Origin of the sequence: Microbacterium rhizomatis (genome assembly GCF_008710745.1) — a bacterium.
GTDB lineage: Bacteria > Actinomycetota > Actinomycetes > Actinomycetales > Microbacteriaceae > Microbacterium > Microbacterium rhizomatis.
This window is the reverse complement of the sequence record NZ_VYSA01000001.1, coordinates 524,988-539,508: the sequence shown is the minus strand read 5'-3', so window position 1 is coordinate 539,508 and position 14,521 is coordinate 524,988. Positions and strand designations below refer to the sequence as shown.

At 69.4% G+C, this 14,521-nt stretch carries 12 protein-coding genes; all 12 read right to left on the bottom strand.

What is annotated here, in order from left to right:
- Positions 1-27: 27 nt before the first annotated feature.
- The 12 genes from acs to pyrR all read right to left on the bottom strand — a co-directional run bounded on the left by acs (position 28) and on the right by pyrR (position 14,424).
- Positions 28-2,064: an acetate--CoA ligase gene (gene acs, locus F6B43_RS02575; RefSeq protein WP_150447345.1), complete on the bottom strand. Its 2,037-nt coding sequence runs from the start codon at positions 2,062-2,064 to the stop codon at positions 28-30.
- Complete coding sequence (locus F6B43_RS02570) at positions 2,061-2,834, bottom strand: ABC transporter permease (RefSeq protein WP_150448378.1); 774 nt, start codon at positions 2,832-2,834, stop codon at positions 2,061-2,063. Before F6B43_RS02570 ends, acs begins: the two co-directional genes overlap by 4 nt.
- A gap of 65 nt (positions 2,835-2,899) precedes the next feature.
- The gene (locus F6B43_RS02565; protein ID WP_150447344.1) at positions 2,900-3,937 is read right to left on the bottom strand and encodes an aliphatic sulfonate ABC transporter substrate-binding protein; all 1,038 of its coding nucleotides are present in this window, start codon (positions 3,935-3,937) and stop codon (positions 2,900-2,902) included.
- Entirely contained in the window at positions 3,934-4,788 is an 855-nt protein-coding gene (locus F6B43_RS02560; RefSeq protein ID WP_150447343.1) for an ABC transporter ATP-binding protein, read from the bottom strand. The genes F6B43_RS02565 and F6B43_RS02560 overlap by 4 nt, the downstream gene beginning before the upstream one ends.
- A 92-nt stretch (positions 4,789-4,880) precedes the next feature.
- Entirely contained in the window at positions 4,881-5,780 is a 900-nt protein-coding gene (gene gmk / locus F6B43_RS02555) for a guanylate kinase (RefSeq protein ID WP_150447342.1), read from the bottom strand.
- Positions 5,773-6,627: an orotidine-5'-phosphate decarboxylase gene (pyrF, locus tag F6B43_RS02550; RefSeq protein ID WP_150447341.1), complete on the bottom strand. Its 855-nt coding sequence runs from the start codon at positions 6,625-6,627 to the stop codon at positions 5,773-5,775. Before pyrF ends, gmk begins: the two co-directional genes overlap by 8 nt.
- Positions 6,624-9,911: a carbamoyl-phosphate synthase large subunit gene (gene carB, locus F6B43_RS02545; protein WP_150447340.1), complete on the bottom strand. Its 3,288-nt coding sequence runs from the start codon at positions 9,909-9,911 to the stop codon at positions 6,624-6,626. Before carB ends, pyrF begins: the two co-directional genes overlap by 4 nt.
- The gene (carA, locus tag F6B43_RS02540; protein ID WP_150447339.1) at positions 9,911-11,080 is read right to left on the bottom strand and encodes a glutamine-hydrolyzing carbamoyl-phosphate synthase small subunit; all 1,170 of its coding nucleotides are present in this window, start codon (positions 11,078-11,080) and stop codon (positions 9,911-9,913) included. Before carA ends, carB begins: the two co-directional genes overlap by 1 nt.
- Complete coding sequence (locus F6B43_RS02535) at positions 11,077-11,598, bottom strand: PH-like domain-containing protein (protein WP_150447338.1); 522 nt, start codon at positions 11,596-11,598, stop codon at positions 11,077-11,079. Before F6B43_RS02535 ends, carA begins: the two co-directional genes overlap by 4 nt.
- Positions 11,595-12,917, bottom strand: coding sequence for a dihydroorotase (locus F6B43_RS02530; protein WP_150447337.1), 1,323 nt, complete (start codon positions 12,915-12,917; stop codon positions 11,595-11,597). The genes F6B43_RS02535 and F6B43_RS02530 overlap by 4 nt, the downstream gene beginning before the upstream one ends.
- Positions 12,914-13,882: an aspartate carbamoyltransferase catalytic subunit gene (locus tag F6B43_RS02525; RefSeq protein ID WP_150447336.1), complete on the bottom strand. Its 969-nt coding sequence runs from the start codon at positions 13,880-13,882 to the stop codon at positions 12,914-12,916. Before F6B43_RS02525 ends, F6B43_RS02530 begins: the two co-directional genes overlap by 4 nt.
- Positions 13,879-14,424: a bifunctional pyr operon transcriptional regulator/uracil phosphoribosyltransferase PyrR gene (gene pyrR / locus F6B43_RS02520; RefSeq protein ID WP_150447335.1), complete on the bottom strand. Its 546-nt coding sequence runs from the start codon at positions 14,422-14,424 to the stop codon at positions 13,879-13,881. Before pyrR ends, F6B43_RS02525 begins: the two co-directional genes overlap by 4 nt.
- Positions 14,425-14,521: the final 97 nt, after the last annotated feature.

Sequence of the window (14,521 nt, the reverse complement as noted above, 5' to 3'; positions counted from 1 at the left end):
GCCTTCGTTCGACGGTGTCCACGGCGGTCATGCGGATGCGAGGACGGAGGTGATGTCCGCGACGGACCACGGGTTCTGCAGCGAGGTCGTGTCTCCGAGCGCCTCGGGCTCGAGGCCCTCGCGGCGGGCTCGTTCAGCCTCCCACAGCTGGGCGAGCAGGCGGCGCAGGATCTTGCCCGAGCGCGTCTTCGGGAGCTCCGCGACGATGTAGACGTGCGCGGGTTTGGCGATCGGCCCGATTTCGCGGGCGACCTGCGCGCGCAGCTCATGGCGGGAGATCGAGGCACCCGGCGAGGCGACGACGAACGCCGCGACGCTCTGGCCGGTCACCGGATCGGGCACGCCCGTCGTCCCGGCCTCCGACACCGACGCGTGAGCGACGAGCGCGGATTCGATCTCGATCGTGGAGAGGCGGTGTCCCGACACGTTGACCACGTCATCGAGGCGCCCGAGGAGCCAGACGTACCCGTCGGCGTCGACGGTCGCGCCGTCGCCGGCGAGATAGAAGCCGCCGTGGTCGCCATGCCCCGCGTAGGCGGACCAGTACGCGTCGCGGTACCTTCGCGGATCTCCCCACACGGTGCGGGCCATGCCGGGCCACGGACGACGTACGACGAGACTGCCGGAGACGCCCGGTGCGACAGGTCGCCCGTCGGCGTCGACCACGGCGGCATCGATGCCCGGGAGAGGCAGGGTCGCCGAGCCCGGCTTCAGGGTGGTGACCCCCGGCAAGGGCGCGATCATCGCCGCACCCGTCTCGGACTGCCACCACGTGTCGACGACGGGCGTCTGACCCCGACCGAACGTGCGCCGGAACCAGACCCATGCCTCGGGGTTGATCGCTTCGCCGACCGTGCCCAACAGCCGGAGGGTCGACAGATCGTGCTCCTCGGGCAGATCCTCGCCGAACCAGGCCATGAACGAGCGGATCAACGTCGGTGCGGTGTAGTAGACGGTGACGCCGTAGCGCTCGATGATCTCGAGGTGACGCTCGCGGTGCGGAGTGTCGGGAGTGCCTTCGTAGAGCACCTGGGTCAGGCCGTTCGACAGAGGGCCGTACAGCTCGTACGTGTGCGCGGTGACCCAGGCGAGGTCGGCCGTGCACCAGTGCACGTCGTCTGGTTTTGCATCGAAGTGCGCCCAGTGCGCCCACGACGCGTGGGTCAGGTAGCCGCCGGAGGTGTGCACCAGGCCCTTGGGGCGGCCGGTGGTTCCGGACGTGTAGATGATGAACAGCGGATGCTCGCTGTCGAAGGCCTCCGGGACGTGCCGGTCGGACGCGGTGCCCACGAGATCGTGCCACCACACGTCGCGGCCGTCCGTCCATGGCACGCCCTGACCCGTGCGACGGATGACGAGCACGTGCTCGACGTGCCCGAGCCCGTCGACCGCCTCGTCGGCCGCCGACTTCACCTCGACCGCTGACCCGCGACGGAACTGGCCATCGGTCGTCACCAGGAGCCTCGCCCCCGTGTCCTGGAGGCGGAAGCGCAGAGCTTCGGCGGAGAAGCCGCCGAAGACGAGCGAGTGCACAGCGCCGATCCGCGCGCACGCCAGCGCGATCACGACCGTCTCCACCAGCACGGGGAGGTACACCACGACACGATCGCCGGCAGTGATTCCCAGCGCGATCAGTGCGTTCGCGGCCTGGGACACGCGCCGCTGGAGGTCTGCATACGTGACGGTCTCGCGGTCGCCCCGCTCCCCCTCGAAGTGCAGCGCGACCTTCGCGCCCGCGCCCGCCGCGACGTGGCGGTCGACGCAGTTGTACGAGACGTTCAGCCGCCCACCGTCGAACCAGCGCGCGGCCGGCACGGACAGTTCGCCGTCGACGCCACGGACGGGCGGCCGCCAGTCGAGGGCCGTCTCCCACGGGCGATCCCAGTCCAGTCGCCGGGCCGCCGCCTCCCAGAATCCGATCGGATCTCGCGCAGCATCCTCGCGAACGCTCGCTGACACGTTCGCATTCGCGGTGAACTCGGCCGAAGGCGGGTAGACCCGGGTCTCGGAGAGCCGGAGCTCGCCCGGCTGAGACGCGGCGACGGGGGTCGTCGCGGCGCTCATGCCCATCGCTTGAGCACGCGCCGCGTCGCCAGGCTCAGCAGGCCGTCGGTCAGCGTGCCGAGGAGCGCGAGCACGATGATCGCGAGGAGGATCTGGTCGACGCGTCCGGTGCTCTGCGCGAAGGTCAGCAGGTACCCCAGTCCCATGGAGGCGGCGATGAGCTCGGCGGCGACGAGGAAGAGCCACGACTGCGCCAGCGCGAGCCGGAGCCCGGCGATCACCGAAGGGACGACGGCCGGCAACTGAACGGTCCGCAGGAGTGCCCACCCGCGCAGCCCGAACGAGCGGGCCATCTCCACCAGGTGCGGATCGACGTGACGGAGCGCGGACGAGACCGTGGTGAACACCGGGAAGAACGCCCCGATCGCGATGAGCGTGATCTTCGACTCCTCGCCGATCTGCAGCCACAGGATCAGGAGCGGCACCAGTGCGAGCGAAGGGATGGCGCGGAACGCCGCGAGCGTCGGGGTCAGCAGCACGTCGCCCGCCCTGGTCAGCCCGACGATCGCGGCCACGGCAAGACCGATCGCCGAGCCGATGGCGAAGCCGATGAGCACGCGCTGCAGCGAGATCGCGATGTGCAGTCCCAGCTGCCCGCTCTCGGTGAGGGCGACGGCTGCATCGAGCACCGAAGCGGGTGACGGCAGCCGGTACGGCGGGACGACACCGCTGGCCGTCACCGCCTGCCACGCGGTGAGGATCGCGAGCGGCAGCAGCATCCCACCGATGATCCTGACCGACCTGCGGCTCCAGAACGCGCCGGACCACATCGACGGTGCTGCGCGTTCGTGGGCCGGCCCGAGCGGAGAGTCGCCGATCAGGCGCGCGCCTGCGCTCACTTGCCGGCCGTGGCCTTCTCGGCGAATCGCGCGTCGACGATCGTGTCGAGCGCGGCGTCGACAGCATCCTCCCCGCCCTGCACCGAACCGGAGTCGACGAGTACGGGTGCGATGACCTTGAGCACGGCGAGCTGGGCGTCGCCCGGGATGCCGCTGACCTCGAGGTTGGAGCGCTGCTCGATCACGGTCGTGGCGACGGCGACGTCGATGTCGGCCACCTTCGCCAGCAGGGCCGCGGTCTCGGTGGGGTGGGCTACCGCCCACGTGCGGGCTTCCTCGTACGCATCGACCACGACCTGCGCCACATCGGCGTGGTCGGTGAGGAACTGCTCACTCGCGTTCAGGAAGCCGTACGAGTTGAAGTCGACGTTGCGATACAGGAGCTTGTCGCCCGATCCGGACTCGGCGGCGGCCATGATCGGGTCAAGGCCCGCCCACGCATCCACCGAGCCGGCGTCGAGGGCCGCGCGGCCGTCCGCATGCTGCAGGTTCTGCAGCTGGATGTCGTTCAGGGTAAGACCTTCGGTGGCCAGCGCCTGGATGAGGAAGAAGTAGGGGTCGGTGCCGACGGTGGCCGCGACGGACTTGCCGGCGAGGTCGGCCACGGAGGTGATGGCGCTGCCGGACGGAACGACGATCGCCGACCACTCCGGCTGCGAGAAGATGTCGATCACGTGGATCGGCGACCCGTTGGAACGGGCGAGCAGCGCGGCAGAGCCGGCGGTCGAGCCCACGTCGATCGACCCGGAGCGCAGCAGCTCGTTCGCCTTGTTCGACCCGGCGGACTGCACCCACTCGACAGAGACGCTGTCGCCGAGCGCCTTCTCGATGAGGCCCTGATCCTTGACGATCAGGCTGAGCGGGTTGTAGGTCGCGAAGTCGATCGACAGCGTGCTCGTCGACCATTCCGAACCGGCGGAGGCGTTCGCCTCGGCAGCGGCGGAGTTCTCTCCCGCTACGCAGCCGGTCGCAAGGAGCATCATCACCCCGGCCAGGGCGATCGCGGGGAGAGTGCGGCGGGTGAGCTTGTTCATCGGATTTCCTCGGCGTTCGGGTGGGCGGATGTCGGGGGGCGGTGGGTGTCGACGCCGAGACCTTCGAGCAGTTCGGCGCGGAGCGTGGCCAGCGACGGGTGGCTGCGGTCGCGCGGCCGCAGGCCCGGCACCTCCACCGTGCGGGCGATGGAGGTCGTGCCCGCGGGCGTCGCGGGGCTGAGCGAGCGGAGCAGGAGCACGCGGTCGGCGAGGTAGAGGGCTTCCTCGACGTCATGGGTGACCAGCAACACGGTGGTGGGTTCTGCGGCGTGGATGTCCAGCAGCAGATCCTGCATGCGGAGGCGGGTCAGCGCATCCAGCGCGCCGAAGGGCTCGTCGAGGAGGAGTACTTCGGGACCGCGCGCGAGCGCCCGGGCCAGCGAGGCGCGCTGCGCCATGCCACCGGAGACCTCGCGGGGTCGCTGGTTCGCGGCGTGCTCCAGGCCGACCAGAGCGAGCAGTTCGGCGACGCGCTCGCGCCCGCGGCGCGAACCGGTCCCGCGCGGAAGACCGAGCGCCACATTCTGAGCGAGCGTGCGCCACGGCAGCAGGCGCGGTTCCTGGAAGGCGACGGCGGTGCGGTCGTCGGTGTCGCTGACGCGCTCATCGCTGACGCGGATCGTCCCCCCGGTGGGCTCATCCAGACCGCCCACGAGCCGCAGCAGGGTCGATTTGCCGCATCCGGATGGGCCTACGAGGGCGAGGATCTCGCCGGGAGCGACGTGGATGTCGATGCCGCGGAGAACCTCGCGGTCGCCTGCGGCGGTCGAGAAGGTGCGGGACACACCCTCGAGGCGAACGCCGCGGAGCGACGTGCCGTCCGTCGGCGGCGCGGACAGGGTGACGGACATTCCTCCATCGTCTCGGGGCGTCACCGACACGACGAATCAGTCGTAATCTTCGGACACCGAGCGCAGGTACCCTGCTTTCGACGGCGGAGCGCTCAGGGGCGAGCGGAGGCGACGACCTCTCGCGCGGCAGACGCGACATCATCGTTCACGACGCGGAAGTCGAACTCGTTCTGCGCCGCCAGCTCGACCTTCGCCGTGCGGAGTCTGCGCGCACGCTCCTCGTCGCTCTCTGTGCCGCGGCCGACCAGTCTTTGTACCAGTTCGTCCCAGCTGGGCGGGAGCAGGAACACCAGCGTCGCGGAGGGCTCGGCGGCGCGCACCTGGCGTGCACCCTGCAGGTCGATCTCCAGCAGCACCGTACGGCCGTCGGCAAGAGCCTGCTCGATCGGGCGGCGAGGCGTGCCGTAGCGGAACCGATTGTGGACCGTGGCGTGCTCGAGGAGCTCGTCCGCCGCGATCATGCGGTCGAACTCGGCATCGTCGACGAAGTAGTAGTGCTCGCCCTCGACCTCACCGGGCCGTGGCGCCCTGGTCGTAGCCGACACCGACAGCAGGATCTCGGGATAGTCGTCCTTGATCCGTGCGGCGACGGTGCCCTTTCCGACCGCGGTGGGCCCGGCCAGCACGACGAGATTGCTGCGGGCGTCACGCGGTCGGCCTTCGGGCAGGCGTTCATCCAGAAACGCCGCCAGCACGCGGCGCTGGCGCGCACCGAGGCCCCCGAGTCGCTTGACGGGCGAGATCTGCAGGCTCTCGAGGATGCGGTCGCGTTTGCCGACGCCGATCGCGGGGACGCTCGTCAGGAACTCCGTCACCCGCATCGCCCCCGCGGGCGAGGCGGGGTCGGCGAACGCTCGCCGCAGGAGCTCCTGCGGCGAGATGACGCGCGTCGTCACGTCGCGCTTGAGCGCCGCGCGCTCTCGTCGGGCAGCGATCGCCTTGCGCGAAGCGGCCAGTCGGTCGACATCGGGAGGGGTGCGGGAATCAGCCATGGCTCTTCTCACCGTACAAGGCCGACCGCTCCCGGATGCGCTCCGACAGCCGGTCCGGTCCGGCGGACAGGATGCTGCGGCTCTCGCTCGCCAGCACACCCGAGGCGACGTACCCGAACAGGCGCCGGAGGTCGCCCGGCTGAGCGCCCTGCGCTCCGAAGCCGGGTGCCAGGATCGGGGTGCCCGCGAGCACGACGTCGGTCAGGCCGAACGCCGCCCTGTCGACAGTCGCACCGATCACGACGCCGATCGATCCGAGCGCGCCGGGGAGGCCGACATTGTTCCCGCCGACGTCGCGCGCGATCCGCTCGGCCACCCGCTCCCCCTCGTTCGCCGACGGATCGACCGTCATCGCGCTCTGGACCGAGAGCGCATCGGGGTTGCTCGTGGCGGCCAGAACGAACGCGCCCTTGTCGAGGCGCAGCGCGGTCATGAGGGTCTTCTGCAGGGAGTCGGGACCGAGGTACGGGCTCAACGTCACCGCATCCGCCTCGAGCGGAGACCCGGGCGTGAGCCACGCCGTGGCGTAGCCCTCCATCGTCGTGCCGATGTCGCCCCGCTTCGCGTCGGCGATCACCAGGAGCCCGGCCTCACGTGCGGCGCGCATGACGTCTTCCAGTGCGGCGAAGCCCGCCGAGCCGAATCGTTCGAAGAACGCGACCTGTGGTTTGACCACTCCGACGGTGCCGAACGCTGCCTCGACCACCCGCAGGCCGAAGTCGCGGGTGCCCTGGGCCGTGACATCCATTCCCCAGGCCGACAGGAGGGACTCGTGCGGATCGATGCCGACGCACAGCGGGCCGTGGTCGGCCATCGCTGCGCTCAGGCGCTGTCCGAACGTCGTCACAGGCGCTCCGCCCGATCCTGCGCGTATTCCTGCAGGCTCCGCACCCGGAACCCGTCCTTGAGCACACCGAGTGCGCTGACGGCCGCACCGAGCACGGCCATCGTGGTGAACAGCGCCTTGTCGCCGGCGACGGCGGCCGCACGGATCTCGTAGCCGTCGGCGCGCGCCATGCCGCCACTGGGCGTATTGACGACGATGTCGATCTCGCCCGCGTTGATGAGGTCGACGATGTTGGTCTCGCCGCTCTCCTGCGTGGCCGAGAACTTGTTGACGACTCTGACCGTGATGCCGTTGCGGGCCAGGATCTCAGCCGTCCCCTCCGTGGCCACGAGGTCGTAGCCGAGCTCCTGCAGCCGATGGGCGGGGAGGATGACGGCACGCTTGTCGCTGTCGGCGACCGAGATGAACACCGTGCCCGAGAGCGGCATCCCGCCGTACGCGGCCTCCTGGCTCTTGGCGAATGCGGTCGGGAAATCGCGGTCGATGCCCATCACCTCACCGGTCGAACGCATCTCGGGGCCGAGGACCGAGTCCACGATCTGTCCGTCCTTCGTGCGGAAGCGCTTGAACGGCAGCACAGCCTCCTTCACCGCGACCGGCGAGTCCAGCGGCACGCGCGACCCGTCCGACTCGGGGAGCAGTCCTTCGGCGATCAGCTCGGCGATCGAGGCGCCCACCATGATCCGGCTGGCGGCCTTGGCGAGCGGAATGCCGAGGGCCTTCGAGACGAACGGGACCGTGCGGCTCGCGCGCGGATTCGCCTCGATCACGTACAGCACGCCGGCGCTGATCGCGAACTGCACGTTCAGCAGGCCGCGCACGCCCACGCCCTCGGCGATAGCGAGGGTCGCCTCGCGCACGCGATCGATGTCGGTCCGACCGAGCGAGACGGGCGGGAGCGTGCAGCTGGAGTCACCGGAGTGGATGCCGGCCTCCTCGAGGTGCTCCATCACTCCCCCGATGTACAGCTGCTCGCCGTCGTACAGCGCGTCGACGTCGATCTCGATCGCATCGTCGAGGAACCGGTCCACCAGGAGCGGCATGCCCGGCCCGACGATGACCTCTCCCGCCGTACGGACGAAGTAGTCGCGCAGGCTCTCGGTGTCGTACACGATCTCCATGCCGCGGCCACCGAGCACGAAGCTCGGGCGCACGAGGACCGGGAATCCGATGTCGTCGGCGACCGCGACGGCGCCCTCCACATCCGTGGCGGTGCCGTGCCGCGGCGCGATGAGCTGAGCGGCGTCGAGGATGTCGCTGAAGAGCTGGCGCTCCTCGGCCAGGTCGATCGCCTCCGGGCTCGTGCCGAGGATCCGGTAGCCGGCATCCTGGATGCCCTTTGCGAGGCCGAGCGGCGTCTGGCCGCCGAGCTGGCAGATCACACCGAGGATCTCGCCGGACGCGGCCTCGGCGTGCAGCACCTCGAGAACGTCCTCGAGCGTGAGCGGCTCGAAGTACAGCCGATCGCTCGTGTCGTAGTCGGTCGAGACCGTCTCGGGGTTGCAGTTGACCATCACCGTCTCATACCCCGCGGCAGACAGCGCGAAGGACGCGTGGACGCAGGAGTAGTCGAACTCGACGCCCTGGCCGATGCGGTTCGGACCCGACCCGATGATGACGACCTTGGTCCGGTCGGAGGGCGTGACCTCGGTCTCGAAGTCGTAGCTCGAGTAGTGGTAGGGCGTGAGCGCCGGGAACTCGCCCGCGCAGGTGTCCACGGTCTTGTACACCGGTCGCAGGCCGAAGGCGAGGCGGATGCCGCGGGCCTCCGCCTCGCTGATCCCCCGAAGCTGCGCCACCTGCACGTCGCTGAAGCCGTGCTCCTTCGCGAGCCGCAGGATGTCGGCATCCAATTCCCCCGCCGTCCTGACGGCTTCTGCGACCTCGTTGATCAGGACGATCTGGTCGAGGTACCAGGGGTCGATCTTGGTGGCTTCGAAGGCCTGCTCGATCGTGGCTCCGAGCCGCAGTGCCTGCTGCACGACCACGATCCGGCCGTCGGTCGGCGTCTGGGCGATCTCGAGCAGCTCGTCGACCGACCGAGGCTCTGGGCCCCAATGGAAGCTCGACCCGCGCTCCTCGAGCGAGCGGAGCGCCTTCTGCAGCGCCGTGGCGTAGTTGCGTCCGATGGCCATCGCCTCGCCCACCGATTTCATCGTGGTGGTGAGTGTCGTGTCGGCGGCGGGGAACTTCTCGAAGTTGAAGCGCGGGACCTTGACCACGACATAGTCGAGGGTCGGCTCGAAGCTGGCCGGAGTGACCTTGGTGATGTCGTTCGGGATCTCGTCGAGCCGGTAGCCGATTGCGAGCTTGGCGGCGATCTTGGCGATCGGGAACCCGGTCGCCTTGGAAGCGAGGGCCGACGAGCGCGAGACGCGGGGGTTCATCTCGATGACGATGATGCGCCCCGTCGCGGGGTCGACGGCGAACTGGATGTTGCAGCCACCGGTGTCGACTCCCACGGCACGGATGATGTCGATGCCGATATCGCGCAGCTTCTGGTATTCGCGGTCGGTCAGGGTCAGCGCGGGCGCGACGGTGATCGAGTCGCCCGTGTGCACCCCGACCGGGTCGACGTTCTCGATCGAGCAGACCACGACGGTGTTGTCGGCCGTGTCGCGCATGAGCTCGAGCTCGTACTCCTTCCACCCGAGGATGGATTCCTCGAGCAGCACCTCGTGCGTCGGCGAATCGTGGAGGCCGGCACCGGCGATCCGGCGAAGGTCGTTCTCGTCATATGCGAAGCCCGATCCGAGGCCCCCCATCGTGAACGACGGGCGGACCACGAGCGGGTAGCCGAGCTCCGCCGCCCCGGCCAGCACCTCGTCCATCGTGTGGCAGATGCGGCTGTCGGCGACGTCCGCGCCCGAATCCAGCACGAGCTGCTTGAAGATCTGGCGGTCCTCGCCCTTGTTGATCGCCTCGAAGTTCGCGCCGATCAGCTCGACGTCGTACTTCTCGAGGATGCCGTGGTTGTGCAGCTGGATCGCCGCGTTCAGGGCGGTCTGACCGCCGAGGGTCGGCAGGATCGCGTCGGGCCTCTCTTTCGCGATGATGGTCTCGATGACCTGCCAGGTGATCGGCTCGATGTACGTCGCATCGGCGAAATCGGGGTCGGTCATGATGGTCGCCGGATTCGAGTTGACCAGGATCACGCGCACGCCCTCCTCGCGGAGCACCCGGCACGCCTGGGTGCCGGAGTAGTCGAACTCGCACGCCTGACCGATGACGATCGGGCCGGAGCCGATGACCAGGACGCTCTTGATGTCGTCGCGCTTGGGCACTAGTTCTTGTCCTTGCTCTGCTGCGGGATGACCTGATGTTCGACGACCATGTCGCGGAAGCGGTCGAAGAGGTAGTTGGCGTCGTGGGGGCCTGCGGCGGCCTCGGGGTGGTACTGCACCGAGAAGGCCGGGATGTCGAGCGCGCGGAGGCCCTCGACGACGTTGTCGTTCAGGTCGACGTGGCTCACCTCCACCCGCCCGTAGCCGTTCGGACTCTCGAAGGAACCCTCGAGGGGCGCCTCGACTGCGAAGCCGTGGTTGTGCGCGGTGATCTCGACGCGCCCCGTCGTCCTGTCGAGCACCGGCTGGTTGATGCCGCGGTGCCCGAACGGGAGCTTGTAGGTGCCGAGCCCCAGCGCGCGGCCCAGCAGCTGGTTGCCGAAGCAGATCCCGAAGAAGGGGAGCCCGTCGTCGAGGACTGCGCGCAGCAGCGCGACGTGGTCGCCGGATGCTGCGGGGTCGCCAGGTCCGTTCGAGTAGAAGACGGCGACCGGATCGATCTGCCGGAGCTGCTCGATCGTGATGTCCTGCGGCAGCACGTGCACATCGAACCCGCGCGCGGCGAGGTTGTCGATCGTGGACTGCTTGACGCCGAGGTCGAGCACGGCGAGATTGCCGATGCGCTCGCCGACGGCCGGCGTGACCTCGACCGATGCGACCGAGACCTCGGCCGAGAGGTTCAAGCCCGACATCCGGGGCGCTTCGCGCACGATGCGCAGCTGCTCGTCGTCGGCGAGGGCGGCGGATTCGCCCGAGAAGATCCCCCCGCGCATGCTGCCGGCCGAACGGATGTGGCGGGTGACGGAGCGCGTGTCGATACCGCTGATGCCGACGACTCCGTCGCCGACGAGGGCGTCGTCGAGAGACTCGTCGGCCCGCCAGTTCGAGACGACCCGGGAGGGATCGCGGACGATGTATCCGGCCACCCAGATCCGGCGCGACTCGGGATCTTCGCCGTTCATTCCGGTGTTGCCGATGTGCGGGGCCGTCTGGAGCACGATCTGGCCTGCGTACGACGGGTCGGTGAGAGTCTCCTGGTATCCGGTCATCCCGGTGGCGAAGACGACTTCGCCGAGGGTCGTGCCCCGCGCGCCGTACGCGCGGCCTCGGTGACGGGTTCCGTCCTCGAGGACGAGTACGGCGGGATCGGTCTGGAACGAGGATGTCATGCGTCTGTTCCTGTCGGAGTGGTGGTCAAGGGGCGCAGCGCGTCGATGACGGCGCGGGCCGAAGAGTTCTGCGGGCGGAGGTAGGAGTCGACGATCGTCGTGCCGCCGGTCTGCGCGTCGTCGATGTTCCAGGCGATGCGCACGAGGCCGTCGCGCTCGACGACCCGGTCGATGGCGACCGTCGACTGCGAGGCTCCGACGATGCGGTCCGGCGTGAGGAAGATGCGCGGCTGACCGGTCAGGTCCAGGGCCAGGCCGGCATCCGTCACCACGATGTCGACGCGTGAGCGGAAGCCCAGGCGCCGGATGGCGAGCCGTTCGAGCGGGGCTTCGTGCGCGGTCGTCGCCACGTAGAGCCCGGGGAACGAGGCCAGAACCACCGCACCCGCCGGCGCGTCACCCACCGGCACGATCCATCGGCGTGCACGGCCGGCGCGACGGACCCACGCCCAGGCGAGGAGCCCCAGTACCGCCACGGCGATCGCGATCACGACGATCAGGCTGATCTCACGACTCATGCGCGCACCTCCGTCAGGTCCTGGAGGGCACCCTCGGCGACGGTGGCGCGCCCGCGATGGAGCGTCCATCGGACCTCGCCGGGGAGCTCCCAGCCGAGGTACGGCGAATTCGCGCTGCGACCGCGCAGATCGTCCTTCGTGAAGGTACGCACGGGCGCGGGGTCATACAGCGTGAGGGATGCGGGCTCCCCGGCCGCCAGCGCCGTGCCGTGGCCCTCGAGTCGGCCGATGCGGGCGGGCGTGCGCGACATGACCCGAGCGACGTCGCTCCAGGTGAGCAGGCCCGTGTCGACCATTGCGGAATGGACGACGCGCAATGCGCTCTCGAGGCCCACCATGCCGTTCGCCGCGGCCTGCCACTCGCTCGACTTCGCCTCTGCCGGATGAGGCGCGTGATCTGTCGCGACGATGTCGATCGTGCCGTCTGCCAGGCCCTCGCGAACCGCCTGCACGTCTTCGTCTCGGCGGAGCGGGGGGTTGACCTTGTAGCGGGCGTCGTAGCCCCGGGCCAGTTCGTCCGTGAGCAGGAGGTGGTGCGGCGTGACCTCGGCGGTGACGTTCACGCCTCGCTTCTTGGCCCACCGGATGATGTCGACCGAGCCGGCCGTCGACAGATGGCAGACGTGCAGACGCGACCCGACGTGCTGCGCGAGCAGGACGTCGCGGGCGATGATCGACTCCTCCGCCACGGCAGGCCAGCCCGCGAGGCCGAGTTCGGCAGAGACGCGCCCTTCGTTCAGCTGCGCGCCCTCGGTGAGCCGGGGGTCCTGCGCGTGCTGGGCGATGACTCCGTCGAACGCCTTCACATACTCCAGCGCCCGCCGCATGATCAGGGGGTCCCACACGCAGAATCCGTCGTCGCTGAACACGCGCACCCGAGCCCGCGACGAGGCCATCGCCCCGAGCTCTGCGAGCCGCTCGCCCTTCTGCCCGACCGTCACCGCGCCGATGGGCTGGACGGTGACGTAGCCGGCGGCCTCGCCGAGAGCGAGCTCCTGCTCGACGACACCTGCCGTGTCGGCGACGGGTGAGGTGTTCGGCATGGCGAAGACCGTCGTGTACCCGCCCGCCGCCGCGGCCCGCGATCCGGTGAGGATCGTCTCGGACGCCTCGTAGCCCGGCTCGCGCAGATGCGTGTGCAGGTCGACGAGGCCGGGCAGCGCGATCAGGCCCTCAGCGTCGATGATCGTCGCGCCCGCCCGGGTCAGCCCGTTCCCGACCTCTGCGATGACTCCGTCTTCGACGAGGATGTCGGCGGTCGAACCGCCTTCGAGGCTCGCCCCCCGGATCACCAGGGTCTGGGTCGTTGCGTCGCTCACGACTCGTCCTCACTCTCTTCGCCGGCCCGCTCGCCCGCCAGCAGCAGGTACAGCACCGCCATCCGCACGGACACGCCATTGGCCACCTGATCGAGCACCGTCGAACGAGGCGAGTCCGCAGCCTCCGACGAGATCTCCAGCCCGCGGTTCATCGGTCCGGGGTGCATCACAATGCTATCCGGACCCAGGGCGGCCAGCCGTCCGGCGTCCAGGCCCCAACGCCGGGAATACTCCCGTTCAGTCGGGAAATACGCGGCGTTCATGCGTTCGAGCTGGATTCGGAGCACCATGAGCGCGTCAGGGTCGTGGGCGATCGCGTCGTCGAGGTCGTAGAGGATCCGGGCCGGCCACGCCGACACGTCCTGCGGCACGAGCGTGGGCGGTGCGACGAGGGTGACCTCCGCGCCGAGCGTGTCCAGCAGCCACACGTTCGATCGGGCGACGCGAGAGTGCAGCACGTCTCCCACGATCGTCACGCGCAGACCCGAGAGATCCCTCCCCCGGCTGTCCGCGCCGAATCGGCGCTTGCGCATCGTGAAGGCATCCAGGAGCGCCTGAGTCGGATGCTCGTGCGTGCCGTCGCCCGCATTCACGACGCCCGCCGTGATCCATCCGCTCGTGGCAAGGGTTCGCGGGGCGCCGGAGGCGCCGTGGCGGATGACGACGGCATCCGCCCCCATGGCCTGCAGGGTCTGCGCGGTGTCCTGCAGACTCTCGCCCTTGGAGACGCTCGATCCCTTGGCGGAGAAGTTGATGACGTCGGCGCTCAGGCGCTTGGCCGCGGCCTCGAACGAGATGCGCGTGCGCGTCGAGTCCTCGAAGAAGAGGTTCACGACGGTCTTGCCGCGGAGCGTGGGGAGCTTCTTGACCTCGCGCTGTTGTGTGTCGGCCATGTCTTCGGCGACGTCGAGGATGCTCAGGGCCTCGTCGCGCGTGAGTGTCTTGGTGTCGAGCAGGTGCCTCATGATTCGATCGTCACTTCTTCGACGCCGTCCACCTCGGCGAGGCGTACATTGACGCGCTCGTCGCGCGAGCTCGGCAGGTTCTTGCCGACGAAATCCGGGCGGATGGGGAGCTCGCGGTGTCCGCGGTCGACGAGGGTCGCCAGGCGGACGACGGAAGGGCGACCGATGTCCTGCAGGGCGTCGAGGGCGGCTCGGATGCTGCGGCCCGAGAAGAGCACGTCGTCCACGAGGACGACGACCTTGCCGTCGATCCCTCCGGGCGGGATCTGCGTGGGCCGCGGCGTTCGGGTGGGATTGCGGTGCAGGTCGTCGCGGTACATCGTCACATCCAGCGCGCCGACCGGCACCTGGGTGCCCGAGAAGTCGGCGAGCAGAACGCCGATCCGTTCGGCGAGGGTGACGCCGCGAGTGGGGATCCCCAGGAGCACCAGGCCATCGGGTCCGCGGTTGGACTCGAGGATCTCGTGCGAGATCCGAGTCAGAGCCCGGGCGATGTCGGCACTGTATAGAACGATGCGGGGCCGCTCGGTGCGCGTGCTCATCCGCCGCTCCCTTCTCCGCCTCTCTGGACGGTGTTAAAGGTTGCTGTGTGGAACTGCATCCACCCTACCGGACGCCCGCGGTCAGCCGAGGCAGGTG